We start from the raw sequence: 26,259 nt of genomic DNA, 5'->3' as shown, positions 1-26,259 counted from the left end.
GCTTACTGGCCGCGCTTGGCGCGTGCCTTGGCGGCGATGCGCATGCGCAGGGCGTTCAGCTTGATGAAGCCGCCCGCATCCGCCTGGTTGTAGGCGCCGCCGTCTTCGTCGAAGGTGGCGATGTTCATGTCGAACAGCGAATCGGTCTTCGAGTCGCGCGACACCACGATCACGTTGCCCTTGTACAGCTTGATGCGCACCCAGCCGTTGACGGTCTTCTGGGTGTGGTCGATCAGGGTCTGCAGCGCGACGCGCTCCGGGGCCCACCAGTAGCCGTTATAGATCAGCGAAGCGTAGCGCGGCATCAGGTCGTCCTTCAGGTGCGCCACTTCGCGGTCCAGGGTGATCGATTCGATCGCGCGGTGGGCTTTCAGCATGATGGTGCCGCCCGGGGTTTCGTAGCAGCCGCGCGACTTCATGCCGACGTAGCGGTTCTCGACCAGGTCGAGGCGGCCGATGCCGTGCTTGCCGCCCAGGCGATTCAGCTCGGTCAGCACTTCGGCGGCGCTCATGCGCTTGCCGTTCAGGGCCACGATGTCGCCCTGTTCGTATTCGATGTCGAGGTACTCGGCTTCGTTCGGCGCCTGCTCCGGCGAGACGGTCCAGCGCCACATCGATTCCTCGGCTTCCGCGCTCGGGTTTTCCAGGTGGCGGCCTTCGAAGGAGATGTGCAGCAGGTTGGTGTCCATCGAGTAGGGCGCGCCGCCGTTCTTGTGCTTCATGTCGATCTCGATGCCGGCGTCTTCCGCGTACTTCAGCAGCTTCTCGCGCGACAGCAGGTCCCACTCACGCCACGGAGCGATGATCTTGACGTCGGGTTTCAGCGCGTAGGCGCCCAGCTCGAAACGCACCTGGTCATTGCCCTTGCCGGTCGCGCCGTGCGAGACGGCGTCGGCGCCGGTCTCGTTGGCGATCTCGATCAGGCGCTTGGCGATCAGCGGACGCGCGATCGAGGTGCCCAGCAGGTATTCGCCTTCGTACACGGTGTTCGCGCGGAACATCGGGAACACGAAGTCGCGCACGAATTCTTCGCGCACGTCGTCGATGTAGATGTTATCAGGCTTGATGCCGAACTTGATCGCCTTGGCGCGCGCCGGATCGAGCTCTTCGCCCTGGCCGAGGTCGGCGGTGAAGGTGACGATTTCGCAGTTGTAGTGGTCTTGCAGCCACTTCAGGATGACGGAGGTATCGAGGCCGCCCGAGTAGGCGAGGACTACTTTTTTAATGTCGCTCATGGAAGCTTCCAGTGTGGAGAGGGAGGTGGGATTGAGATGGTCAGCCGGTCCTTGCGGACCGACGATCAAACAAAGGGTTGGTGGTGAGTGAAAAAATGATTACTTGTCTTCGATCCGGCCAAGCAGCAGGTATTCGATCAGGGCCTTCTGCACGTGCAGGCGGTTCTCCGCCTCGTCCCAGACGACCGACTGCGGGCCGTCGATGACTTCGGCGGCGACTTCCTCGCCGCGGTGGGCCGGCAGGCAGTGCATGAACAGGGCGTCGGGCGTGGCGCGCGCCATCTTGGCGGCGTCCACGATGAAACCGTCGAAGGCCTTCAGGCGCTCGGCGTTTTCCTTTTCATAGCCCATGCTGGTCCAGACGTCGGTGCTGACCAGGTGCGCGCCTTCGCAGGCATCCGACGGGTTCTCGAACAGGGTGTAGCGGCTGGTCGAAACCAGCTTCGGGTCGATCTCATAGCCCTTCGGCGTGGACACGTTCAGGTGGAAGCCGAACACCTCGGCCGCCTGCAGCCAGGAGTACAGCATGTTATTGGCGTCGCCGATCCAGGCCACCGTCTTGCCCGCGATCGGGCCGCGGTGCTCGTAGAAGGTGAAGATGTCGGCCAGCACCTGGCAGGGGTGGTGTTCGTTGGTCAGGCCGTTGATCACCGGGACGCGCGAATGCGCGGCGAAACGCTCGATGATCTCCTGGCCGAAGGTGCGCACCATGATGATGTCGCACATGCGGGACATGACCTGGCCGGCGTCTTCCACCGGCTCGCCGCGGCCCAGCTGGCTGTCGCGGGTGTTCAGGTAAATGGCGGCGCCGCCCAGCTGGTGCATGCCGGCTTCGAAACTCAGGCGGGTGCGGGTCGAGCTCTTTTCGAACACCATCACCAGGGTACGGTCGACCAGCGGGTGGTAGACCTCGTAGGCCTTGAACTTGCGCTTGATGACCTTGGCGCGCTCGATGACGTACTCGAATTCGTCGGCGCTGAAGTCGGAGAACTGCAGGAAATGCTTGATGGGCTTTGCGACTGGCATATCGTCTTTGCTTTACTGTTATCCCTTGAATTATAAGGGTTTTTATTTGACGTTAGGGAAAGTGGTCTTTTTTCGTAGGGTGGGCAGGTTTCCTGCCCACGCGGTGATAGTTAAAGGTGGATAAGCCGCATGGGCTGATCTTGTACTGGTTGAACGCGTGGGCGGGGGACCCGCCCACCCTACAACAACGGCACCCGATTAGTACAAGGTTTGCGAGGATTCGTGCAGCAGCTGCGCATACAGCTCGTGTCGCATCTTCGCGATCTTGCCTTCCTCGACTGCGCCCAGCACCGCGCACTGCGGCTCGGCCAGGTGGCGGCAGTTGTAGTACTTGCAGCCGCCCAGGTAGGGCTTGAACTCGACGAAAGCGCGCTCCAGCATGCCTTCGGTCAGGTGATACAGCCCAAATTCCTGGAAGCCGGGCGAATCGATGATCGACGCTCCGCCGGGCAGCCAGTACAGGCGCGTGAACGTGGTGGTGTGCTTGCCGGTGTCGAGTGCTTCCGAGATCTCGCGCACGGCGATGTCGGCGTCCGGCACCAGCAGGTTGATCAGGGACGACTTGCCCATGCCCGACTGTCCGATGAAGATCGACGACTGTCCATTCAACAGCGGCATCAGGGTTTCGACCGCGTGCTCGGGCCGCGCGCGGGCCGACAGTTCGTGCACTGGATAGCCGAGCGAGGCGTACAGGCCGGCGCGCTCGCGGGCGCGCGCCAGCGGTTCCTCGACGTCGACCTTGTTCAGGATGATGTGGGCTTCGATGCCGGCCGCCTCGGCCGCCACCAGCGAGCGCGAGACCAGGTCGTCGGCAAAGCTCGGTTCGGTGGCGACGACGATGAACAGGCGCGAGATGTTCGCCGCCAGCAGCTTCGATTTGTACTGGTCCGAGCGGTAGAGCAAGGTAGTACGCTCGGCGATCTTTTCGATCACGGCCTGGTCGTTCGAGGTGCGCTTGAGGTGGACGACGTCGCCCACGGCCACGTTGGTCTTCTTGCCGCGCGTGACGCACTGGAGCTTTTCGCCGTCGGCGTCGGCCAGGTAGTGGCGCCCGTGCGCGGCGATGATGGTGCCGGTCAACTCACTCATGCGCCGGCCTGCTGCTTGTAGAGCGCATCGGCCTTCGCTGCGCAGATGAAATCGTTGTCGCTCAGCGCGCCGCCCGCCGAGTGGGTGGTGTAGGCCAGCGTGCAGCGGCGGTAGCCCACCGTCATGTCCGGGTGGTGGTTCTGCTCCTCGGCCATGCTTGCTACCGCGTTCACGAAGGCGATGGTGGCGCGGTAGTCGGGGAAGGCGTAGTCACGCGCGATGGTGCCGTCGATGGCCTGCCACTCCGGAACTTGCGTGAGACGAACGCGAATCGTGGCCGGATCGAGCGCCGCGGCGCCATCGATGCAGTGTTGATCGAGGAGGTTCATGCGGCCGCCATCATCAGGTGTTTCACCCGCACCGAAGCCGGCGGGTGAGAATCGTAGAAGGCCGAATGCAGCGGGTCCGGGGTCAGGGTCGAGGCGTTGTCCTCGTACATCTTGACCAGGGCCGAGACCAGGTGGCTGCTGTCGGTATGTTTGGCGGCGAAGGCGTCGGCTTCGAATTCGTGCTTGCGCGAGGTGATGGAGCTGAGCGGCGACAGCACGAAGGTGAACACCGGCAGCACCAGCATGAACAGGATCAGGGCCATGCCGTCGTTCGGCGCCCCCATCATCGGCAGCACGCCCAGGCCGGTGTAGAACCAGGCCTGGGTCTTCAGGTAGCCGAGCAGGGCGAGGAAGCCCAGCGACAGCGCGAACAGTACGGCGATGCGCTTGACGATGTGGCGCAGCTTGAAGTGGCCCAGTTCATGGGCCAGCACGGCTTCGATCTCGGGCGGGTCGAGGCGCGACAGCAGGGTGTCGAAGAACACGATGCGCTTGTTGGCCCCAAAACCCGAGAAATAGGCGTTGCCATGGGCGCTGCGCTTGCTGCCATCCATGACGAACAGGCCTTTCGAGGCAAAGCCGACGCGCGCCATCAGGCCTTCGATGCGTTGCTGCAGGCTCGCGTCCTGCAGTGGGGTGAACTTGTTGAACAGCGGCGCGATCACGGTCGGGTAGAGCACCATCATCAAGAGCTGGAAGCCGCTCCACACGCACCAGGCCCACAGCCACCACAGGTCGCCGCTGCGCTCCATCAGCGCCAGGATCACCCACAGCAGCGGCAGGCCGATCACGGCGCCAACCAGGGCGCCCTTGGCCATGTCGGCCAGCCACAGGCCGGGCGTCATCTTGTTGAAGCCGAAGCGTTCTTCCAGCACGAACTGGCGATACCAGTCGAAAGGCAGGTCGAGCAGGCCTGATACGACCGCGAAGGCGACCACCAGGGCCATCTGGTGCGCCATGCCCGGCCCCGTCACGCCCAGCAGGGCGATGGACAAGGCCTGCAGCCCGCCCAGCAGGGTGAAGCCGATCAGCACCACGCCGCCCCACAGCATCGCCGCAATGCCGAGGCGGGTCTTGGCCACCGTGTAGTCGGCCGCTTTCTGGTGCGCCGCAAGCGGCACCTTCGGTGCAAACTCGGCGGGCACGCTGGCGCGGTGGCGCAGCACGTGGCGGATGTGCCGGTTGGCCAGCCAGAAGCGCACGCCCAGCGTCAGCGCAAAGAAAACGACGAACAATACCGAAAACCCGAGTGAAGACATGCTGTGCCTGTGAGAAAATGCAGGATTACGCGAAAACTAATGCAACGTAAATAATCGAAGAGAGAATTATGTCACAAGCTACACAAACCGAAGGCCCAGGCGCGGCCGTGCGCCCGAACGAATTCAACCTGGTCTGGCTCGACATGGAAATGACTGGCCTGGATCCGGACAACGACCGCATCATCGAAGTTGCCGTGGTGGTCACCGATCCTGACCTGAACATCATCGCCGAAGGCCCGGTGTTTGCCATCCACCAGTCGGACGAGACCCTCGACAAGATGGACAACTGGAACAAGGGCACCCACGGCAAGTCGGGCCTGATCGATCGCGTCAAGGCGTCGACCGTGACCGAAGCCCAGGCCGAACTGGAACTGATCGCTTTCCTGAAGCAGTACGTCCCGGCGAACAAGTCGCCGATGTGCGGCAACTCGATCTGCCAGGACCGCCGCTTCATGGCGCGCGGCATGCCGAAGCTGGAAGCCTTCTTCCACTACCGTAACCTGGACGTGTCGACCCTGAAGGAACTGTGCCGCCGCTGGAAGCCCGAACTGGCTTCCGGTTTCAAGAAGCATCAGAAGCACACGGCACTGGCCGACATCGTCGAGTCGATCGAAGAGCTGCGCTACTACCGCGAGCACTTCATTAAGCTGTGATGCGCCAACTGTAATATCCGCGCTTCGCCTGTGTTGCAAAATTCACGACAGGCAATAAAAGGTGTGCGACAATCGGGCCATGGCCCCTCCCTCGCACACCGGATTCGACAGCGATGACGGCATGCGCATGCGCATCCGCCGTCATGACTGGTCACGGACCCCGCTCGGTCCGCGCGAGAGCTGGCCGCCGGCGCTGCGCACCGCCGTCGACATGATGCTGCACTCGGCCTTCCCCATGTTCATGGCCTGGGGGCCGGACCTGACCTTCCTCTACAACGACGCCTATGTGCCGCTGCTCGGGCAGAAGCACGGACGCGCGCTGGGCGAACGGTTTTCCGGCCTGTGGGCCGAGGTATGGCAGGAGATGGTGCCGCTGATCGACCGCGCCCTGTCCGGCAAACCGGTGTACTTCGAGGACATGCCGATGACGGTGAACCGGCGCGGCTATCCGGAGCGCGCCACCTTCACCTTCTCGCATTCGCCCCTGATCGGCGAAGACGGCCAGGTCGCCGGCCTGTTCTGCACCGTGATGGAGACCACCCGCCGCGTCGCCGCCGAACGCCGCGCGGCCTTCGAGCTGACCGTGTCGGATGCGCTGCGTCCGCTGGCCTCGAGCGAAGAGGTGATCGCCACTGCCAGCGCGCTGCTGGGCGGCGAGCTGCAGGCGGGCAGGGTGGTGTACGCCGAGATGAACGCGTCGACTGAACGCTTCTCGGTGCCGCGCTGGTGGGCGCGCGACGGCCGGACCATGTCCCAGCCCAGCTTCAGCCTCGACGAATTCGGCCCGGCCGTGGGCGCCGCCCTGCGCGCCGGCGACGTGGTGCGCATCCACGACACGGCGCGCGACGTGCGCACCATGGGCTACCGCAGCGCCTACATCGCCGACCAGATCGGTTCCATGCTGGTGGTCCCGCTGGTGAAGTCGAACCGCCTCACGGCCTGTCTCGGGATCGACTGTCCCCAGCCGCGCCACTGGACTGACGAGGACGTGCAGCTGGCGCGCGACGTGGCCGAGCGCACCTGGGCGGCGACCGAGACCGCGCGCGCCCAGGCCGAGCTGCGCGCCGAACGCGACCGCAGCCGCCACCTGTTCGATACCATCGCCGAAGGCTTTGCGGTGTTCGACGCCGACTGGAATATCGTCGAGATGAATGCCGAAGGCCTGCGCCTGTGCCGCACCACGGCGGAGGAGGTCATCGGGCGCAATCACTGGGAAGTCTTTCCGCACACGGTCGACATGGATGCCGGCCGCATGTACCGCGAAGTGATGCGCACCCGGGTGGCGTCGGCCGCGATCTATTCGCACACCTTCGCGGACGGCCAGCGCATCTGGACCGAGGTGCGCGCCTACCCGATGCAGGATGGCTCGATCGCCTCGTTCTTCCGCGACATCACCGACCGCAAGCTGGCCGAGGAAAAGCTGATGGAGGCCGACCGTCGCAAGGACGAATTCCTGGCCATGCTGGCGCACGAGCTGCGCAACCCGCTGGCGCCGATCAGCGCCGCCGCCGAGCTGCTGCGCCTGGGTCGCCTGGACGAAGCGCGGCTGCGCCAGAGCAGCAACATCATCGGGCGCCAGGTGCGCCACATGACGCGCCTGGTGGACGATCTGCTGGACGTCTCGCGCGTCACGCGCGGCCTGATCACGCTCGAGCGCGCCCGGGTCGGCATGCGCGGCGTGGTGCAGGAAGCGGTCGAGCAGGTCAAGCCCGCGATGGATGCGCGGCACCAGAAATTGTCGGTGCACCTGCCGCCCTCGTGGGCCGTGGTCGAAGGCGACAAGGCGCGCCTGGTGCAGGTGGTGGCGAACGTGCTGGGCAACGCCACCAAGTACACGCCCGAAGACCGCGCCATCGACCTGCGCGCCGAGGCCAGGGGAGGCCTTCTTGTGATCAGCGTGCGCGACGAAGGCATCGGCATGGACCGCGAACTGACGGACCGGGTGTTCGACCTGTTCACCCAGGCCGAGCGCTCATCGGACCGCTCGCAGGGCGGCCTGGGACTGGGCCTGGCCCTGGTGCGCAACCTGGTCGAACTGCAGGGCGGGTCGGTCGGCTGCTCCAGCCCGGGGCTGGGCAAGGGCAGCACCTTCGTCATCACGCTGCCGCTGCTGGAGATGGAAGAGAGCGAACGCGAAACGGCGGCTGCCGGCACCCCATCCACCGCGCACGGCGCGGCCCTGAAGGTGCTGGTCGTGGACGACAACGTCGATGCTGCCGAGACCCTCGGCCTGCTGCTGGCCGCCTACGGCCACGAAGTGGTGATCGAGCATGAACCGCTGCGCGCGATCGAGCGGGCGCGCAGCGTGGCGCCGGATGTTTGCCTGCTCGACATCGGCCTGCCCGGAATGGATGGCCGCGAACTGGCGCGGCGCCTGCGCGCGCTGCCGGAAACCGCGGCCAGCGTGCTGGTGGCGGTGACCGGCTACGGCCAGCAGCAGGACCGCGAGCAGGCCTTCGAAGCCGGCTTCCAGCACCACCTGGTCAAGCCGGTCGACTTCGATACGCTGGCGCGTTTGCTGGACGGCGTGCGCGCCGTGCCATGCTGACGGCTCACCTGCAAGGCTAGCGATACTGCGGCGGCGTCACGGTGTCGATGTAGAGCACGCCGTCATAGATGTTTGCCGGCACCAGCTGGACGGGATTGGTTCCCCATGTCCGTGCTTCAAGACTGGTGCGCAGCCACGCGGCGTCCGGATTGCCCTGGAGGCGGGAGAAATCAAGCAGGCTCATCTTGTAGCCGCCGTTGGCGAGGATCGCCTCGAACGATTCCGCTGCGGGAGGCAAGATATTGTAGACCTGCCGGTTGTTCATGGCCCCGGCGCCGCGCCCCATGTACAGGCCCAGCGTGTACACGTCCGAACGGCGCCGTTCCGCCAGCCAGGCGCCCATCGGCTTCCAGCTTCCGGTTTTCTCGGGCGCGTAGGCAATGTGCGCATTGTGGGCCCAGACGATCACTTTTTGCTTCGGATACAGTGTGTCGAGAACGAAATCCAGATTGTCCGCCATCGCCCGATCCCTGACCGAACTCGCTACCGCCATCGGCAGACCGTGCATGCGGACCAGGGCAATCCGCGAGCGCGCTTCCTGAATGGCGAGGTCGACCCATGTTGGATGATCCGTCAGATGCCCCAGCAAGCGTGCACGGTTTTGTTCCAGGGTTTGCAGCAAGCCTGTGTAATAGGCGAGCGCGCTGTCCCTGTTTTCCTTCTTGATGTTCTTCAGCGTCCCTTCATGCTGCAATAAGGCAGGCACAGCAGCCGGGTCGAGGATCTCGAGCATCGTGCGGAACCGGCCTGTCGTCGCGCTGAAGCTGCTGCCCGATTGGTTATCGAAACCGGTGAGACGCAGCGGACGGGGACTGGCCTGGGTTTGGCGGACATAATCGAACAGGGCCAGGACCTCGTCGGTATGCCAGACTCGGAATATGCAGTCGCGCATGGTTTTTTCCGCGCTTTCCTTTGCAGCCGTTTCGCCTGCCGCATCACACTGCGTCAGCGGGCTTTCGAACGCAATCACGTCATAGCCGAGCTTTTCGTGAAGGAATTTGATCAGCCGCACTTTCATCCAATTGAATTCGGCGACGCCATGGCTGCTCTCGCCTAGCTGGATGACGCGTCGCTCCCTGAGCAATGGTCCGAGAAAGGCGAGATCGGAGAAATCGTCGCTGAACAGGGAACGGATCGGATGGCGATGCGCCAGCACGTCGCGGCGCCAGGCAGCACGGACAGTCGGCACGGCCGTTGCTGGCAAGGCCAACTCGCTGTCCGCGAGCAAAGTTTGGGATGGCGCCGGCCGTGGCGGGATTGGCACATCCCGGCGGGCAGCAAGTGCCACTTTGCTGTCTCCGTCCACCACCAGCTTCAGGTCGGAGAACCAGGCGCTGCCGGTTCCTGTCAATAGGGTGCCAACCCGCACCATCTCCGCATTCGGCTCGACAGGCACGCGGATGCTGAAGTTGCGCCATTCCGAGTCGCCGCGCGCCCCATCTTCTTCGGAATTCTTGTAAGCGACGGTTTTCCCTTCCGCTCGCACGAGCATGAAGAAGCCGGCCCAGCCATCTTTTACCGCCTGGGTACGAATCCGTCCGGACAAGGTAAGGGCGCTGGCTCCCGCCGCAGCGACTCGCAGGTCATGGAAGAACGTGCCAAACTGCCCGCTTGCGCGGGACGCCGTAGCGCTCAGCTTCACGGCGCAGGGCGCTGGTGCCGCTGCATCGCACACCTGCTCGGCTGTATAGCCGTTCAGGCTGGTCAACCACAGCGCAGGGCCGCCTTGCTCCCGGTTCCAGTCGCGGAATTGCGGATTGCGGAGGGGGAGTTCCTGGGCGGCAGCTTGCAGGGTAGCGGTCAGCAGCACGGCAGCGAGTGCACGGGCGGCAAACGTTCTTTCACTAGTGGCCATGACAAACCTCGATGACTTGTTGAGAGCGGCTCAGCGCCGGCCGCGATAGGGTTCGCAGCCGATACCGTCACCGTCCCGATCCAGGTGTGGGCCGTAGCCGGGCTCGCCGATCCTGACTGGCGCAGCACCGGCGGCGCGGGCTGCGGCGCAGTTTGCGAAAGCACCCTGGTTGCGCGTAGTTCCCGAAGCACTGGAATGCGCAGGGGCCAGGTTCTGCGCCGCAGCATACGCATCCGAGGCTGCCGGCGCCTTTGCGGGACTACGATGACAGTGGTAATCCCCGGTCTTGCGGTTGACGTGGCATCCGTCCGCGTTCAGGCCGCCTCCATGCGCACCAGCCTGAAGAGAAAGTACAGATAAGGCCGCCATTGCCATGGCGCGCACCGCACATGCTTTCATGGACATCCCCGTTGTTTGTTGTTATTGCAAGTGTCGAGGCTAGCTAAAAAAGTGAGCTCGTGCAATATGCAAAGGGAACTGATGCGCGATTACGACATCGGCGGATTGAATGCGCCACGCATTGACGGGCGCGATTTTTGCAGGCAGCTTCCTGCCCCGGCGGAGCGGGGCAGGCGATGATGTGAAGCGCTTATTTCACCCGATACGTCGCGCACAGCTTGTTGCCGTCCGGGTCGCGCACATAGGCCAGGTGCATCGGTCCGAGGCTGCTTTCGCGCAGGCCCGGCGGCGCCTCGATCGAGGTGCCGCCGTTGGCGACGGCGACATCGTGGAACTCCTTGACCTGCTCGGGCGAGCTGCACTTGAAGCCGATGGTGCCGCCGTTGGCGGGCGTCGCCTGTTCGCCGTTGATCGGCTCGCTGATACCGAAGCTGCTGCCGTCGTGGCGGTAGAACACGCGCTTGTGGCCGGTCGACGCCTCGTTACGGAAGCCTTCGCCGGCGCCCAGCACACCCAGCACGGCGTCGTAGAAGCGCTTCGCGCGTTCGATGTCGTTCGAGCCGACCATCACGTGATTTAGCATGGGTCGTCCTTTCAGCGCATCTGGGTGTAGTTGACCGGGATGTAGCGGTAACCCTTGCCCTCGGTACGCAGGTAACCCATGCCCGGGAACTGCAGGTGGGCGCCGCCGATCATGTAGCCGCCCTTGGCCGCGGCGTCGAACACTTTCTTGCGCGCGGCAGGGGCTGCCTTCTGGTCGTTGTCGAACTGGATCGTGACGTCCGGGTTTTCCATCTGCACCGCGGCGACGTGGATCAGGTCGCCGATCACGTGAAGCTTCTGGCCGCCGCTTTCCACCAGGTAGGTGGTGTGGCCCGGCGTGTGGGCGATCGCAGCCTGCGCGCGGATGCCCGGCACCAGTTCGACGTCGCCTTCGAAGGCCTTGAAGCGGCCGGCCTTGACGTAGGGGCCGAGTGCGGCCTGGGCGCCCTTGAAGCTGTCCTTGTCCTTGGACTTGTCCATATTCGCCTTGCTCAGCCAGTAGTCCGACTCGAGCTTGTTGGCGCGCACCACGGCTTTCGGGAACACGGCGGCCGAATTGTTGACCAAACCGCCCACGTGGTCGCCGTGGAAGTGGGTGATGTAGATTTCGTCGACCTGCTCCGGCTGGTAGCCGGCGGCCTTCATGTTGGCCACCAGCTTGCCCAGGGTCGGGCCGAAGAAGCTGCCGGCGCCGCTGTCGATCAGGATCAGCTTGCTACCGGTGTTGACCAGGTAGGCGTTGTCGGAGGTCTCGACCGGCAGTTTCAGGTGGGCCTCCGTCAGCGTCTTCGTCGATTTCTTGACGTCCTGGGCCAGCAGGTCCTGCACCGGCAGGTCCACGGTGCCGTCGGACAGCGGGGTGATCTCGAACTGGCCGAGCATGATGCGGCTGTAGCCCGGGGCCGGGGTCTTCGCCATCGGCGCGCTGGCGTGGGCGGCGCCGGCGAAGCACACGGCGGCGACGAGGGCGGACAGGGTACGTTGTTGGATAGTGTTCATCGCAGGTCCTTGTTGTTGGTTCAATGCTTGCATATCCTACATGATTGCCGAGTGGAATGCTGACTGGCAGCCTGGCGGGAGGCGCACTCTCCAAAGCTGTGGTGTAATGGCAGGTTCCATTGTTGCATCTCGTTTCCATGTTCTTGTTTCTGTTTGAACGCTTGCGGCGCCTGCGCCCGGCCGGACCGACTTCGTTCACCCGCCAGGTCCCGGCCGCCGCAGGCGCCTTGCTGACGCTGTTACTCACCGGGCTGTCCAGCCGCGCCGTGCTCGGCCCGACCGCGCTGCACGCGCTGCCCTACCTGATCGCCCCGATGGCTGCCTCGGCCGTGCTCCTGTTCTGCCTGCCGGCGGCGCCGCTGGCCCAGCCCTGGCCCGTCATCGGCGGCAACGTGGTGTCGGCGCTGGTCGGCGTGGCCTGCAGCCAGGGGCTCGATCCCTTGCTGGGGGCGCCGCTGGCCGGCGGCCTGGCAATCGCCGCGATGGCCTCGCTGCGCTGCCTGCATCCTCCCGGTGGTGCGGTGGCGGTGACGGCCGTGCTGGGCGGGGCGGCCGTGCACGACGTCGGGTACTGGTTCGTGCTGGCGCCGGTGGGACTCAATTCGGTGTTGATGGTGCTGGGCGCGGTGGCCTGGAACAAGCTGTCCGGCCACGCGTACCCGCACGTGCAGCCGGCCGTCCAGCCTCCCGAGCAGAAGGCCGGCTTCGCGCGCGAAGACCTGGATGCCGCGCTGGACAGCTACGGCGAGACGCTCGACGTCAGCCGCGACGACCTGGCCACGATCTTTGCCGAGACCGAGCAGCGCGCCGCCGAGCGGCGTGCGCGCCTGCACCATTGCGGCGAACTGGCGAAGCCTGTTCCGGCGACGCTGCGCCCGGAGATGCCGCTCGCAGCCGCGCGTGCGCTACTGGTGCAGCACGGCGTGCCGGCCCTGCCGGTGGTGGACGAGGCCGGGCGCCCGGTCGGGGTGCTGAGCATGTCGGGCCTGGTGGCAGCCGGCGGCAGCGCCAGCCGTCCCTTGCCGGCGCGGGCGCGCCGCGCGACGGCGCTGCTGTTCGGACACGATACGGTGCCAACGGTCGGCCAGCTGGTCGAGCCGGACTTCATGGCGGTGAAGGCAGCGGCGCCGGTGACGGCTTTGCTGGCGCGCTTCCACGAGGGTGCGCGCGAGGTGCTGGTGGTGGACGAAGAGGGCAGGCTGACCGGGATGGTGCAGCCGGGCGACCTGCTGGTGGGGCTGGATCTGGGATTGCAGGAATCGGCTGCTTGAGCAGCCGCTTCCGGTCGATGCTCAAGCGGCGTCGGCGCCGCAGCACTTCTTGTACTTCTTGCCGCTGCCGCAGGGGCAGTCGTCGTTGCGGCCGACCTTCGGCTCTTCGCGCTTGACGGTCTCGACCGCGCCTTTGCGCAGCGGCAGCCAGTAGCGGTAGATCGCCGGAATATTCGCTTCGATGTCGAGGGCCAGTTGGTGCGCCTTGTGCGGGTCTTCGACTTCCTTCAGTTCTTCTTCCTCGATCTCGTCGGCGCCCAGCAGGTAGATCGGGCGCATCAGCTCGGCCACTTCGGAATCCCAGATTGGGTCCCAGGCGCCCGGACGCAGCTCCATGCCTTCCCAGAAACCCCAGCACCAGGCTTCGGCGTCGATCAGGGTGTCCTTGCCGACTTCGTGCTCGCAGAACAGCGGCTCGAATTCCTTCGGCGCGGCCTCGAAAGTGATCAGGACTTCGTTCATGAAGCGCATGATCAGGTTGACGATGCGCTGTTCTTCCTTGCTGTTCTTCCACTTTGGCGCCTGTTTGCCATCCTCGCCCCAGACCCGCGGCAGCCACTCGGCAGGCATGATGGTCTCCGGACCGATCGCGATCGCGGTCAGGAAGCCGTGCAGGGTGTCCATCGTCATCGCGTCCTCGGGGGAGCGGTCGGACAGCAGGAACTGGTCAAGTTCGTCGAATTCTTTTTCGGTGAGGGGCTCGTCGAGATGCATGGGTTGCTCTTGGTGCGTGTTGAAGGCGCCAGTGTAACGCCTGCGGGGCCGGACAGCATAGAAAACCTGCGATTGCACCGGCCCCGGGACTGCCGTCTTACTTCTTCGCCGCAAACGCCTTCGTCAGCGCATCCGCCGCATACTGTTCCGCTTCCTTGGCCTTGGCCACCACCGCTCCCATGCCGAAGAACTCGTGCGTCACGCCGCTCCATTCACGGTACGCGACCGGCACGCCATCCTGCTTGAGCTTGTCCGCATACTGCTTGCCCTCGGTGAGCAGCGGATCGATCTCCGCTGCGACGATGGTCGCCGGGGGCAGGCCCTTGAGCGAGGCAGCCTTCATCGGCAGCGCGTACGGATTCTTCGGGTCGCCGCCATAGTGTTTGAAGAACCAGGCCATCATTGCCTTGTTGAGCGGCTTGGCGTTGGCGTTGCGCTTGTACGATGCGTTGCTCATGTCGTCGTTCACCACCGGATAGACCAGCAGCTGGTGCAGCGGCAGCTGGACCTTGCGGTCGCGCGCCATCATCGACACCACGGTCGCCAGGTTGCCGCCGGCCGACTCGCCGCCGACCGCGATGCGGGTCGGGTCGCCGTTGAAGTCGCGCGCATGGTCGATCGTCCACAGGTAGGCGGCGTAGGCGTCTTCCGGCGCGGTGGGGAATTTGTGCTCGGGCGCCTGGCGGTAATCGACCGACACCATGATGGCCTTGGCCATCTTGGCCAGGGCGCGCGGCGAGGCTTCGTACACCTTGGTGTCGGCGATCACGAAGCCGCCGCCGTGGAAGTACACCATCACCGGGAACGGGCCTGTCCCTTCCGGCGTGAAGACATGGACCGGGATGCTGCCGCCCTTGACCGCGACCGTCATCGTCTTCATTGTCACGCCCGGTTCCGGCGCGGTGCTCTTGCCCATCTGGCTCAGGACCTTCTTGACCGCATCCGCGGGCGTGGGCTGCTTGCGCGCCTCGGCAGGGGTGAGCTTTTCGATCGGCTTCGGGTCCAGCGACGCATGCGCGTCGAGCACCTTCTGCATGTCCGGGTCCGCCTGGGGCGGCTTGGGCGACTGGGCCTTCGCCACGTTCCAGACGAGGGCTGCGGCCATGGCCGTCAGTGCCAGCGGAATTGCTTTCTTCATATTCTTTTCCTCTGTGAAAGCCCGTATGCCGCGCAGGTTGCGCTCAGGTACGTGCCAAATCTGATAATTGCCTGCGCCATGCGAGCCGATCTGTACGCAAGCTCACCAAATCCGTCAAATTCGGCAGGCGTTAGGCGGGAACGCGGCGCCCCTTTACAATGGGCGGATGGAGAATCCGTCTTTGGAAGCAAACAGCCAGGGCCACCCGTTCGCGCGGCTCGACCCGCAAACGGTGCTGGAAGCTGTCGAGAGCGTCGGCCTGTATGGCGACGGCCGCCTGCTGGCCCTGAACAGCTATGAAAACCGCGTCTACCAGGTCGGCCTGGAAGAGGGCGCGCCGGTGGTCGTCAAGTTCTACCGCCCCGCACGCTGGAGCGATGCCGCGATCCTCGAGGAGCACGCGTTTGTCGCCGAACTGGCGGAGCGGGAAATCCCCGCAGTGCCGGCGAGCGTGATCGACGGCCGCAGCCTGCACGATTTCGCCGGCTACCGCTTCGCGGTGTTCCCGCGCCGCGGCGGGCGGGCGCCGGAACTGGGCGATTCCGCCACCCTGGAGTGGATCGGCCGCTTCATCGGCCGCATCCATGCCGTCGGCAGCACGCGTCCCTATCAGGCGCGGCCCGAACTCAACCCGCAGACCTTCGGGCGCGAGCCCTTCGACTACCTGCGCACGCACGATTTTCTGCCGCCCGAGCTGGCCACCACCTGGGCCAGCGTGGTCGAGCAGGCCTTGGACGGCGTGGCGCGCTGCTACGAGCGCGCCGGCGAGCTGCCGCTGCTGCGCCTGCACGGCGACTGCCATGGCGGCAACGTGCTGTGGACCCCGGATGGCCCGCACTTCGTCGACTTCGACGACAGCCGCATGGGCCCGGCCGTGCAGGACCTGTGGATGCTGCTCTCGGGCGAGCGCCAGGAGATGGTGGGGCAGATGGCGGACGTGCTGGCCGGCTACGAGGATTTCTGCGACTTCCACCCGCGCCAGCTCTACCTGGTCGAAGCCCTGCGCACCCTGCGCCTGATTCACTACTCAAGCTGGCTGGCGATGCGCTGGGACGACCCGGCCTTCCCGGCGGCCTTCCCCTGGTTTAACACCCAGCGCTACTGGCAGGACCGCATCCTCGAACTGCGCGAGCAGGTGGCGCTGATGGACGAACCGCCGCTGTGGCCCGTGTGACCATGTTGAACGGTAGAATTGCCTTCGATTCGCCGTTCAGTTCGGCGTGACGCCAAGCATCGATTTGCCGGATAATCGGCAGGACGCGCACTGCGTCCGCCACTGAGAATGCCCATGGAACCCATCAAGCCCGAGCACGACGACACTGATTTCGCGATCGACCTCTCCCACGCCGGGAGCGCCGTGCCCGAGCCGCCAGGGCGCGCGCCCATGGAGATGCGCGAGATCCAGGAAGCCATCGCCCGGGTCGAGGCGGAAGCCAAGGCCAATGTAGCGGCCGAGAGCCGCGCCCATGCCGAGGCGCGCGCCCGTTCGCTGGCCGAGGAGCGCGCCGCCATGGACGCCGCCGCGACCGCGGCGGCCCTGGCCAGTGCCCAGGCCTCGGAAGAGGCGATCGCCGCCAACCGCGACCGGCTGGAGTCGCTGCGCGCCGCTGCCCAGGCATCGAACGAACGCCTGGAAGTGATCCGCCAGGAGACCGCCGAGCTGCGTGCCCGCGTCCAGCATGAGACCGAAACCCGCATGGCGGCCGAGTCGCGCGCCCGCCATGAAGAGGAAGCGCGCCGCCGCGCCGCCGCCCAGGTGGAAGCGCAGGCCGAGATGGCGGCCCAGGCCGCGCGCGCGGCGGAGGAGCTGCTGGCGCAGACCGAGCAGGCGCGCCTGCAGGCGGCCGAACGGATGGCGGCGGTGGAAGCGGCCAAGGAAGAAGTGCTGCACAACGCCAGCGCCGATGCGCGGGTGGCGATCCTGGCGCGCGAGCGCGAGCGGGCCGAGCGCGCCGCCCGCCAGACCGCCGAGAAGCTGGCCGAGGCCGAGGCCGAGGCGCTGGAGCTGACCCAGCAGCGCGAACGCGCCGACCAGGTGGCGCTGGCGTCCGCCTTTGCGCGCGCCGCGGCCGAAGCGCGGGCGCTGGAAGAGGCGCGCGCACTGGCCCACATCGAGCAGGAACGCGAAGCGATCGCCCTGGCCCAGGCAGAGTCCGAGCGCGTTGCCGCCCAGTCGCTGCGCATGCGCCTGCAGACCGAAAAGGAATTGCGCGACGCCGCCACCCACCGCGAGCGCCTGGAACAGATGGCAGCCGCCGCCGCGGAAGCGCGGCGCGAAGCCGAGACCCGCATCCTGGCCGCGACCGAAGCGCGCATCGACGCCGACCGCAAGCTGCGCGACGTGGCCGAGGAACGCGCCCGCGCCGAGGAAGAGGCGAGCACGCAGGTCCAGGCGCGTCTGGAAGCCGAGGCCGTGGCCGCCGAACATGCGCGCGAGCGTGCCGCCGCCGATGCAGCCGCAACCGAGGCGGCACTGCGCCAGGCCGAGCAAGAACAGCGCGAACGCGCGCTGGCGGAAGAGCGCGCGGCCCTAGCGTCGCAGGCCGCCGCCGCCAAGGCCGAGGAGAACGTGCTGGCGGAAGCGGCGATGGCCTCGAGCCGCCAGCAGGCCGAGGTCCAGCAGCAAGCCCTGGCGGCAGCCCGCCAGCGCGCCGAGCAGGCCGAGCGCGTGGTCCAGGCCGAGCGCGAGCGCGCAGCGGCCGAGGAAGCGGCCGTGGCGCAGGAACAGGAACGCCTGCAGGCCGAGCAGGAACTGACCCAGGCCGCCCATGCACGCGAAGCGGCGGCGGGAGCGGCCGCTGCCCAGCTGCGCGAGCAGCTCGAGGCCGAGCGCCGCATGGAGGCCGCGCAGCAGGCCGCGCTCGAGGCCCAGCGCGCCCAGGCGCGCGCCGCCATCGAGGAAGCGGAACATGCCGAAGCGGCCGCCGCGGCCCAGCAGGCCCAGGCGCGCCGCGCCGCCGAGCTGGCCCAGGTGCAGGCCGACCGCGCCGAGGCCGAGCGCCGCCAGGCGGCCTTGATGGACGCGGCGATCGCGGAAGAGCGGGCCGCCACCGAGGCGGCGCGCGAGTCGCTGGCCCTGGTCGAGCGCAAGCTGGCTGCGCAGCGCCAGCAGGCGGCATCGGACGCACGCGCCAACGAAGCCGCAGCCGCGCGCTTGGCGTCGGAACAGGCGGCGGCCCAGGCCGCCCAGGCGCGCGCCGCCGCCGAGGAAGAGCAGGCTAGATTGGCGCGCGAACGCGAAGCGCTGGAAGCAGCGGCGCTGCAGGCGGCGGTCGAGAAACGCGAAGCCCAGCGGGCCCTGCTCGAGCACGCCCAGCGTCACGCCGAGATGCAGCGCAAGGCGGCCGAGGCAACCCAGCGCATGGCGCAGGCGCGCCGGGAACTGGCAGAGCTGGAAGCGCAGCGCCACGACGAGCAGTCGCATGAGCTCGGGACGACCGAGCGCGCGATCGGCGAGCGCAAGGCGGAGGCCGAGCACCGGGTGGCGTCGGTGAACATCACGCGCGAGGTACTGGGCAGGTTCAAGCAGTCGCATCCGGCATCGGCGTCGCAGGCGGCGACCAGGTTGGCGGATGTGATTTTGAATCAGAGGAAGAGTGAGGAATGATCCTCACGCGCTAACGGTGCGCGGACGAAGGTCAAATTGGGCTCCGGCCGTCGCCGGAGCGACGGTTTTGCAGTTAGCGCAGAGTAGAGGCGCTGCGTGATTTCACCAGTACCTTTATCACGTCATCCCGGCGCAGGCGGGAATCATGCCACTGGCATGATTCCCTCCAAGTTCGCCTGATATGCCGCGCATATCATTAGTACCACATTAATACGTCAAACGTCTCACTGCGGATTCGCCCCCACCGGATTCACCGGCCCCGCCGTGGCCTTGGTCGCAAAATACTCCGTCTCCCCGAAGCAGGTGGTCGGCACCCCAACGTGCTGCTCGTAGGTGATCTGCACGCGCTGTCCCATCGCCGTCTGCAGCTGCTTGACCACCGCGTCGTCGCGCACGGTGAAGGCGAAGCGCTCCGGGATTGCGCCCGGCATGCTCGACAGCAGGATCTCGCCTTCCCAGGTCTTGCACAGCCAGCCCTTTTTGGAAAACTTCTGCAAGTAGCCCGCGCGTTCGCCTTCCGAGTACGACCAGCTCAGCGTGAACCAGGTGTACAGCGCGAACAGCACGATGATCGCGGCAAGGGCGGACAGGAGAAGGGCGGTAGCGCGTTTCGGCATGGTGATCTGGTGGTGTAGTTGTCAGGATGGCAGCGTCGCAGCCGCGCCCATTCTGCCACGGCTGGACAAAATAGCAAAATGACTCAGTCACCCAGGCCGGCTTCCCGGGCCTCCACACGGCGCCGGTAGCGCACCGACGACCACAGCGACACCAGGATGAAGGCGAGGCCCGACAGCCCGGTGAACCATTCCGGCACGTGGTAATGGACGCTCAGGAACATGATCAGGGCCAGGATGCCGATCGCGTAGTGGGCGCCGTGTTCGAGGTAGACAAATTCTTCCAGCGTGCCCTTGTAGACCAGGAACACCGTCATCGAGCGCACGAACATGGCGCCGATCGCCAGGCCCAGCATGATGATCACGACGTCGTTGGTAATGGCAAAGGCGCCGATCACGCCGTCGAAACTGAACGAGGCGTCCAGCACTTCCAGGTAGAGAAAGCCGCCGATACTGCCCTGGGCGATCATCTTGCCGACGGTCGGGTCTTCTTCCTCTTTTTCCAGCAGGCCGCTCAGCCATTGCACGCCAATATAGATGAGCACACCCGTGACGCCGGCGATCAGGACCGGCAGCTTGCGCGCGGGCGGCATCAGGTACATGGCGCCGCACACGGCCAGCAGGGTCAGCATGATGGCCAGCCCCTCGGTGCCGTATTTGCCCACCTTTTCCTCGATCCAGCCCAGCCAGTGCAATTCCTTTTCCTCGTCGAACAGGAAGTTCAGGAAGACCAGCATCAGGAAGGCCCCGCCAAAAGCGGCCACCTCGGCATGCTTCTCGGTCAGGTGGCGCGAATATTCTGTCGGATTGTCGATTGCCATGTGCCAGACCTCGATCAGGCCAAGGCCGGTGGCGGCCGACACGATCACCAGCGGGAACAGCAGGCGCATGCCGAACACGGCGACCAGGATGCCGACCGTGAGGAAGAGCTTGCGCCAGAATTCGTTCCAGCCGCGCAGGACGGAGGCGTTGACCACCGCGTTGTCGAAAGAAAGCGACACTTCCAGCACGCCGAGCACGGCCGTGATCCAGAGGGCCTGCAACAGTCCCGCCATCCCGCGGTGCTCATAGCCCCACCAGCCCGCGAGGCCCATCAGGATGACCGTGACGCCGATCGACAACCGAAAATGCCGCATAAACTCTCCCTTGCCTGTCTAGTCTAGTTAAAGGAATATTAGCGTCCCAGGTGGTGTGGCGGCGCTACGGATGTCTCCGATTCACCCTTGTTTCTGTATCGACGATGCCTTGCATCTGAGATAATTCTGTCCGGCATCATTTTGCAACACTTTACCTGGATTTTGGACATGGATCTTGCATATCTTGTAACACCCGTGCTGACCTGGATGGTGGTCGGCCCGATCAAGTTCTTGATCACCAGCGTGCGCCAGCGCCGCCTGGCCTTCAACCTGGTCGGCAACGGCGGCTTCCCCAGCAACCACAGCTCGGTGGTCACCAGCATGGCTACCCTGATCGCATTGCGCGAGGGGATCGGCCACCCGGCCTTCGGGGTCGCCGTCACGCTCGCCTTCATCGTCATGATCGACGCCAACAGCCTGCGCCAGCACGTCGGCCGCCAGGCGGCTGCGATCAACCGGTTGGCCGTCGACACCGTCGGCCACATCGTCCTGCGCGAGCGCATGGGCCATACCCTGGTGGAGATCGGCGGCGGCATCCTGACCGGCATCGGCATGGGCTTCCTGATCCACGCGATTTTCGGGACGGGTCTCTAAAGGCCGGATAGGCGGAATTGCGGACGTCCGCCTGTCCGCAGGTGTCCGAAATCGGGCACATTTCAGTCCGTCAGGAATGCAGCTCGTCGCGAAATACCGCATTTCATCCCTCGATTTCGGCAGTACGCAGAGTCGTCACTTGAAGTTGGTAGGGCACTAATCGATACTGCGCGCTGGCTGTCTATATTCGTATTTTTACAAGAACAACCAAGTCCATTCTCTGGAGAACCACATGCTGCGCAAATCACTACTCGTCCTTGCCATCGCCTCGGCGCTCGTCGCCTGCAGCAAGGAGTCCAAGGAACCCGCCAAGCCGGGCCAGGAGACCGCCCAGGCCGGCGCCAAGGGCGCCCCCAAGGACAAGCGTCCTTCGCAGCTGCAGGTAGCGCCGGAAGACGTGCTCACCGTCCAGAGCGACACCCTGAGCAGCGGTCCGGTCGTGACCGGCTCGATCCAGCCGGAGCGCAAGGCCGACCTGCGTGCCGAGGTCTCGGCCGTGGTCCTGCAGGTCCTGAAAGAGAATGGCGAGCCGGTCAAGCGCGGCGACGTGCTGGTGCGCCTGGATGAAACCGCGATCCGCGACACCGTGGCCTCTGCCGGCGAAGCGGTGCGCGCCGCCAGCCAGGCCCTCGACCAGGCCAACCGCCAGCTCGATCGCATGAAGACCCTGCGCGCCTCGGGCATGACCTCGGCGGTCGGCCTGGACGAAGCCGAAGTGCGCCGCAACAGCGCCCAGAGCGAACTCTCGGCCGCCCGCTCGCGCGCCGCCACCGCGCAGCAGCAGCTGTCGCGCACCGTCGTGCGCGCCCCGTTCGACGGCATCGTCTCCGAGCGCAAGGTCTCGGCCGGCGACACCGCCACCATCGGCAAGGAGCTGGTGAAAGTCATCGACCCGAACAGCATGCGCTTCCAGGGCCGCGTCTCGGCCGACTCGATCGCCGCCGTGCGCACCGGCCAGAAGGTTAATTTCCGCGTCAACGGCTACGGCGAGCAGCAGTTCGCCGGCATCGTCAAGCGCATCGACCCGGCCGCCAACGCCGTCACCCGCCAGGTCGAAGTGGTGATCGAGTTCGCCGACAAGAACCAGCCGAAGGTGGCCGGCCTGTACGCCGAGGGCCGCGTCGACGCCCAGTCGACCGACGCCCTGATGCTGCCGGAAGCGGCCGTGGTGCGCTCGGGCGACAAGGCCTACACCTGGCGCATCAAGGACAAGACCCTGTCCCAGGTCAACCTGGTGGTCGGCGAGCGCGATCCGCGCACCGGCAACTACGAGATCAAGCAGGGCCTGGCTGCCGGCGACATCGTGCTGCGCGCCCCGACCTCGAACCTGAAGGACGGCCAGAAGGTCGACATGGCGACCGCGCGCGTCGCCAGCGCAGCGCCGGTGCAGGGCAAATAAGGGCATACGCCCATAAGGAAAATAACAAATGTTCCTCTCTAATTTCAGTGTCAAGAAACCCGTCGCCACGGTCGTGCTGATCGTGGCGATGATGGCCATGGGCCTGCTGGCCCTGTCCAAGCTGAAGGTGAACCAGAACCCGGACGTCGAGGTGCCGATCATCGTGGTCGACATCCCGTATCCGGGCGCCTCGCCCGAGACCTCAGAGCGCGAGATCACCAACCGCATCGAAAAGCAGATGCTGGCGATCCAGGGCGTCACCGAAGTCAATTCGAATTCCTACGAGGGCGGTTCCTCGATCTGGATGGAGTTCGATTTCGGCCGCAACCTGATCGAAGCCTCGGACGACGTGCGTAACGCGATCGCCTCGGTGCGTTACAAGCTGCCGGTCGAGATGCGCGAGCCGATCATGCGCCGCATCGACCCGGCCTCGGAACCGGTCATGTCGCTGGCCCTGTCCTCGAGCTCGCAGAGCCACGCGGAAATCTCGCGCTATGCCGAAGACGTGCTGGCCGATAAATTCCGCGCCATCGACGGCGTCTCCACCGTCACCGTGAACGGCGCCCTGCGCCGCGAACTGTCGGTGCTGCTGCGCGCCGAGAAGCTGCGCGAGTTCGGCGTGTCGGTGTCGGACGTGACCAATGCTCTGCGCACCCAGAACACGAACGCGCCAGTGGGCAAGCTGCGCAGCGAGCTGGACGAGAAGGGCATCCGCCTGGTCGGCCGTATCGAGCGTCCGGAAGATTTCTCGCAGGTCGTGGTCAAGCGTAATGGCGACCAGATCGTGCGCCTGAACCAGGTCGCCGAGATCAAGGACGGCTACGCCGACATCAACAGCCTGTCCATGCGCAGCGGCAAGCCGAACGTGGGCATCCAGATTGCACGTTCGCGTGACGCGTCGACCGTGTCGCTGGCCAAGAAGGTCCACAAGGTGGTCGAAGAGACCCAGAAGGAACTGTCGGAGGGCACCAAGCTCGAAGTCGTGCGCGACGGCGGCGACGACGCCCAGATGAGCCTGAACAACGTGATCGAAGCCCTGGTGCTGGGCGCGATCCTGACCATCTTCGTGGTGTACGCCTTCCTGAACTCCTGGCGTTCGACCCTGATCACCGCACTGTCGCTGCCGACCTCGGTGCTGGCCGCCTTCATCGCGGTCTGGCTGTGCGGCTTCACGCTGAACTTCATGACCCTGCTCGGCCTGTCGCTGGCGATCGGCGTGCTGATCGACGATGCGATCGTGGTGCGGGAAAACATCGTGCGTCACATGGAACTCGGTTCCGACCGCCGCACCGCCGCCCTGGAAGGCACCGCCGAGATCGGCATGGCCGTGGCCGCGACCACCTTCTCGATCATGGCCGTGTTCATCCCGGTCGCCTTCATGCCCGGCATGGCCGGACAATGGTTCGGTCCGTTCGCGCTGACCGTGACCTGCTCGGTGATCGTGTCGCTGTTCATCTCCTTCACCCTCGACCCGATGCTGTCGGCCTACTGGGGCGACCCGCCGGGCCACCACCATGCCAAGAAGAAGGGCATTGGCGCGGCGCTGGACAAGTTCAACCACTGGTTCGACCACCAGGCCGACCGCTACGGCAACGTGATCGCCTGGGCGCTGCACCACCGCAAGTGGATGGCCGCCATCGCCGTCGCCAGCTTCGTCGGCGCGATCGCCCTGCACGCCACCTTCGGCGGCTCGAGCTTCCTGCCGAAATCCGACCAGGGTACCCTGATGGTCGAGATCCGCGTGCCGGCCTCGTCGAGCGTCGAGTACGCACGCCGCAAGGTCGAAGCGGCGGCCGAGCTGGCCCGTTCGATCCCGGAAGTGAAGGACACCAACAGCAATGCAAACACCGGCGGCGGCCGTATCTATGTCGACATCGGCAAGCGCAGCACCCGCAAGCGCAGCGGCGCCGACATCGCGGTCGAGCTGCGCGAGAAGGTCGGCCGCCTGGTCGGCGCCGAGTACACCGTGATCGACGACCTGAACGGCGGCGGCAAGCCGGTCCAGATCCAGTTCACCGGTCCGGATTCGCGCAAGCTGATGGACCTGACCACGGCCTATATGGAAAAGCTGCGCCAGGTCCCGGGCGCGGTCGACGTCACCCTGTCGGAGCAGGATCCGAAGAACGAGTTGCAGATCGTGCTCGACCGCGGCTTGGCCAACGCCATGGGCATCTCGATCAACGACGCCGCCCAGTCCCTGCGCGTGGCCTTCGCCGGCATCGAAGTGGGCGACTGGGTCGACCCAAGCAGCGAGACCCGCGACGTCGCCGTGCGCCTGCACCCTGACGACCGCGTCAATACCGACAGCATCGAGCGCCTGCCGATCGCGGTGTCGGGTACCGGCATGATGGTGCCGCTGGAGCAGATCGCCAGCATCACCATGGGCAAGGGCCCGGCGGCCATCCGCCACAAGAACGGCGAGCGCATGATCACCGTGTCCGCCAATGCCCAGGGCCGTTCGCCGGGTGAGGTCACCGCCGACGCCATGAAACTGGCGAAGAGCTTCGACTTCCCGCCGGGCTATGGCCTGCAGCTGGGCGGCGCCGGCCAGGACCAGCAGGAAGTGTTCAGCGCCATGGGCATCGCCCTGATCTCGGGTATCGGCCTGATGTACCTGATCCTGGTGATGCAGTTCGGTTCCTTCACCGCACCGATGGGCGTGATGCTGTCGCTGCCGCTGTCCCTGATCGGCGTGGTGCTGGCGCTGCTGCTGACCAAGAACACCCTCAACCTGATGAGCCTGATCGGCGTCATCATGCTGATGGGCCTGGTGGCGAAGAACGCGATCCTGCTGCTGGACGCCGCCCGTGCGCTGGAAAAGGAGGGCATGGACCGTGAGGAAGCCCTGATGCAGGCCGGCCGCAAGCGCCTGCGTCCGATCCTGATGACGACCTTCGCGCTGATCGCCGGCATGCTGCCGGTGGCGCTGGCCCTCGGCGACGCCGGCCAGTTCTACCAGCCGCTGGCCATCGCGATCATCGGCGGCACCATCACCTCGACCTTCCTGACCCTGCTGGTGGTACCGACCTTCTACGACAGCATCGAGATCGCCCGCGACCGCATGTATGCGAAGTTCAACCGCCGCGCCGGCCGCTTCAACCCGGCGCTGGCCTTCCTCATGACCTTCGTCGAGGCGATCCTGACGCTGACCTTCGTGCGCTTCGTGTTCCGCGGCATCGTGCGCATCGGCCGCCTGGTGACCGGCCGCGGCCGCGGTACGCCGCAGCCTGTGTAAGCGGGGTTTTCGTCCGCAAGAGCCAGCCTTCGGGCTGGCTTTTTTTTGGCGCTGTCACCGCTACGTGTAGAAACTGAACTGCTGAGCTGAATGGATGTCCAACCTGGATCGATGACAGGAGGGACCATGAATGCCGCGGGCTTTCGTCGTTTGCTGCAGCAGGCAGGCTTGCTCAGCCGCCAGCAACGATCGCTGCTGATCGAATTCCTGCGCCCGGCGCTTGGCCTGGATCAGGTGTGCCAGACCAGCCCGATCGCCTGGCGGGCATTGCCGAGGCGGACGAGATGTTCATCCGCGAATCGCAAAATGGTTCGCGCTGCCTGGACCGGCCTGCCCGCAAGCGCGGTGGCAGCGCACACAGCCGAGGAATCAGCCACGAGCACGACTGCATCCTGGTGGCCCGTGACCGCAGTGGTCAGACCTGCTCCTGCGTGACCGGACGTGCTGCCGTCACGGCCAGGCAGCTGCTGCGAGCAGCAATCGGCATTTTCCACAGCCAGCGCTGACAGCGCGTTTTTTTTCGTCCCGACCGGGCAAGGACGAGATATAGTTGTGCGCTTGATAAGACATGCGTCATCTCGTGCTTTAAAATTGTCGAATTGCCGAATCGGCTTAC

21 protein-coding genes and 1 pseudogene are annotated in these 26,259 nt (G+C 65.6%); 9 read left to right on the top strand and 13 right to left on the bottom strand.

All coding sequences use genetic code 11. The annotated features are described in order from the left end of the window. Positions 1-2 precede the first annotated feature (2 nt). The 5 genes from LK542_RS12860 to LK542_RS12840 form a co-directional block, all read right to left on the bottom strand. Positions 3-1,235, bottom strand: coding sequence for an argininosuccinate synthase (locus LK542_RS12860; protein ID WP_227812192.1), 1,233 nt, complete (start codon positions 1,233-1,235; stop codon positions 3-5). A gap of 99 nt (positions 1,236-1,334) precedes the next feature. Next, complete coding sequence (gene argF / locus LK542_RS12855; protein WP_227800647.1) at positions 1,335-2,261, bottom strand: ornithine carbamoyltransferase; 927 nt, start codon at positions 2,259-2,261, stop codon at positions 1,335-1,337. 198 nt (positions 2,262-2,459) lie between these two features. Next, positions 2,460-3,350 (bottom strand): ribosome small subunit-dependent GTPase A, encoded by an 891-nt coding sequence (rsgA, locus tag LK542_RS12850; RefSeq protein WP_227812191.1) that lies wholly within the window; start codon positions 3,348-3,350, stop codon positions 2,460-2,462. Then, positions 3,347-3,679 (bottom strand): 4a-hydroxytetrahydrobiopterin dehydratase, encoded by a 333-nt coding sequence (locus LK542_RS12845; RefSeq protein ID WP_227800649.1) that lies wholly within the window; start codon positions 3,677-3,679, stop codon positions 3,347-3,349. Before LK542_RS12845 ends, rsgA begins: the two co-directional genes overlap by 4 nt. After that, positions 3,676-4,938, bottom strand: a complete 1,263-nt coding sequence (locus LK542_RS12840) for a M48 family metallopeptidase (RefSeq protein ID WP_227812190.1) — start codon at positions 4,936-4,938, stop codon at positions 3,676-3,678. Before LK542_RS12840 ends, LK542_RS12845 begins: the two co-directional genes overlap by 4 nt. Before the next feature lie 68 nt (positions 4,939-5,006). On the opposite strand from LK542_RS12840, the gene orn reads away from it, so the two are divergent. After that, positions 5,007-5,591 carry an oligoribonuclease gene (gene orn, locus LK542_RS12835; RefSeq protein WP_227800651.1) on the top strand — a complete coding sequence of 195 codons (585 nt, stop codon included), beginning with the start codon at positions 5,007-5,009 and terminating at the stop codon, positions 5,589-5,591. Positions 5,592-5,670: 79 nt separating this feature from the next. Beyond that, a complete protein-coding gene (locus LK542_RS12830; protein ID WP_227812189.1) occupies positions 5,671-8,139 on the top strand; it encodes an ATP-binding protein in 2,469 nt (822 codons plus the stop codon). Between the two features lie 16 nt (positions 8,140-8,155). Here the strand turns inward: LK542_RS12830 and LK542_RS12825 are convergent, their stop codons facing one another. From LK542_RS12825 to LK542_RS12810, 4 genes are all read right to left on the bottom strand, one after another. Further along, positions 8,156-9,994 (bottom strand): erythromycin esterase family protein, encoded by a 1,839-nt coding sequence (locus LK542_RS12825; protein ID WP_227812188.1) that lies wholly within the window; start codon positions 9,992-9,994, stop codon positions 8,156-8,158. Positions 9,995-10,024: 30 nt separating this feature from the next. Continuing rightward, entirely contained in the window at positions 10,025-10,363 is a 339-nt protein-coding gene (locus LK542_RS24890) for an excalibur calcium-binding domain-containing protein (protein ID WP_227812260.1), read from the bottom strand. A gap of 220 nt (positions 10,364-10,583) precedes the next feature. Continuing rightward, entirely contained in the window at positions 10,584-10,976 is a 393-nt protein-coding gene (locus LK542_RS12815; RefSeq protein WP_227800654.1) for a VOC family protein, read from the bottom strand. Between the two features lie 11 nt (positions 10,977-10,987). Continuing rightward, entirely contained in the window at positions 10,988-11,935 is a 948-nt protein-coding gene (locus tag LK542_RS12810; RefSeq protein WP_227812187.1) for an MBL fold metallo-hydrolase, read from the bottom strand. A gap of 137 nt (positions 11,936-12,072) precedes the next feature. On the opposite strand from LK542_RS12810, the gene LK542_RS12805 reads away from it, so the two are divergent. Continuing rightward, positions 12,073-13,206, top strand: coding sequence for an HPP family protein (locus LK542_RS12805; RefSeq protein ID WP_227800656.1), 1,134 nt, complete (start codon positions 12,073-12,075; stop codon positions 13,204-13,206). A 21-nt stretch (positions 13,207-13,227) separates the two neighbouring features. Here the strand turns inward: LK542_RS12805 and LK542_RS12800 are convergent, their stop codons facing one another. Further along, positions 13,228-13,920, bottom strand: coding sequence for a UPF0149 family protein (locus LK542_RS12800; RefSeq protein WP_227800657.1), 693 nt, complete (start codon positions 13,918-13,920; stop codon positions 13,228-13,230). A gap of 97 nt (positions 13,921-14,017) precedes the next feature. Then, positions 14,018-15,058 (bottom strand): alpha/beta hydrolase, encoded by a 1,041-nt coding sequence (locus LK542_RS12795; protein ID WP_227812186.1) that lies wholly within the window; start codon positions 15,056-15,058, stop codon positions 14,018-14,020. A 166-nt stretch (positions 15,059-15,224) separates the two neighbouring features. Here LK542_RS12795 and LK542_RS12790 point away from each other — a divergent pair, with 166 nt between their 5' ends. Beyond that, positions 15,225-16,232: a serine/threonine protein kinase gene (locus LK542_RS12790; protein WP_227812185.1), complete on the top strand. Its 1,008-nt coding sequence runs from the start codon at positions 15,225-15,227 to the stop codon at positions 16,230-16,232. A gap of 114 nt (positions 16,233-16,346) precedes the next feature. Beyond that, positions 16,347-18,665 carry a hypothetical protein gene (locus LK542_RS12785; RefSeq protein WP_227812184.1) on the top strand — a complete coding sequence of 773 codons (2,319 nt, stop codon included), beginning with the start codon at positions 16,347-16,349 and terminating at the stop codon, positions 18,663-18,665. 224 nt (positions 18,666-18,889) lie between these two features. Here the strand turns inward: LK542_RS12785 and LK542_RS12780 are convergent, their stop codons facing one another. Both LK542_RS12780 and LK542_RS12775 read right to left on the bottom strand, forming a co-directional pair. Then, positions 18,890-19,282 carry a hypothetical protein gene (locus LK542_RS12780; RefSeq protein WP_227800661.1) on the bottom strand — a complete coding sequence of 131 codons (393 nt, stop codon included), beginning with the start codon at positions 19,280-19,282 and terminating at the stop codon, positions 18,890-18,892. Between the two features lie 83 nt (positions 19,283-19,365). After that, positions 19,366-20,415, bottom strand: coding sequence for a DUF475 domain-containing protein (locus LK542_RS12775; RefSeq protein WP_227800662.1), 1,050 nt, complete (start codon positions 20,413-20,415; stop codon positions 19,366-19,368). Between the two features lie 168 nt (positions 20,416-20,583). Between LK542_RS12775 and LK542_RS12770 the strand changes: the two genes are divergently transcribed. The 4 genes and pseudogenes from LK542_RS12770 to LK542_RS12755 all read left to right on the top strand — a co-directional run. Then, on the top strand, positions 20,584-21,009 hold the full coding sequence (locus tag LK542_RS12770) for a divergent PAP2 family protein (protein WP_227812183.1): 426 nt from the start codon (positions 20,584-20,586) through the stop codon (positions 21,007-21,009). Between the two features lie 232 nt (positions 21,010-21,241). Continuing rightward, entirely contained in the window at positions 21,242-22,408 is a 1,167-nt protein-coding gene (locus LK542_RS12765; RefSeq protein ID WP_227800664.1) for an efflux RND transporter periplasmic adaptor subunit, read from the top strand. A gap of 28 nt (positions 22,409-22,436) precedes the next feature. Beyond that, positions 22,437-25,643 carry an efflux RND transporter permease subunit gene (locus LK542_RS12760; protein WP_227800665.1) on the top strand — a complete coding sequence of 1,069 codons (3,207 nt, stop codon included), beginning with the start codon at positions 22,437-22,439 and terminating at the stop codon, positions 25,641-25,643. Between the two features lie 242 nt (positions 25,644-25,885). Continuing rightward, positions 25,886-26,110, top strand: a pseudogene (locus tag LK542_RS12755) (IS1595 family transposase); the annotation flags it as partial. Between the last annotated feature and the right edge of the window lie 149 nt (positions 26,111-26,259).

The organism is Massilia sp. IC2-477 (assembly GCF_020707265.1).
In the GTDB taxonomy this organism is placed as follows: Bacteria; Pseudomonadota; Gammaproteobacteria; order Burkholderiales; family Burkholderiaceae_D; genus Telluria.
This window is presented reverse-complemented; position numbering and strand designations above follow the sequence as displayed.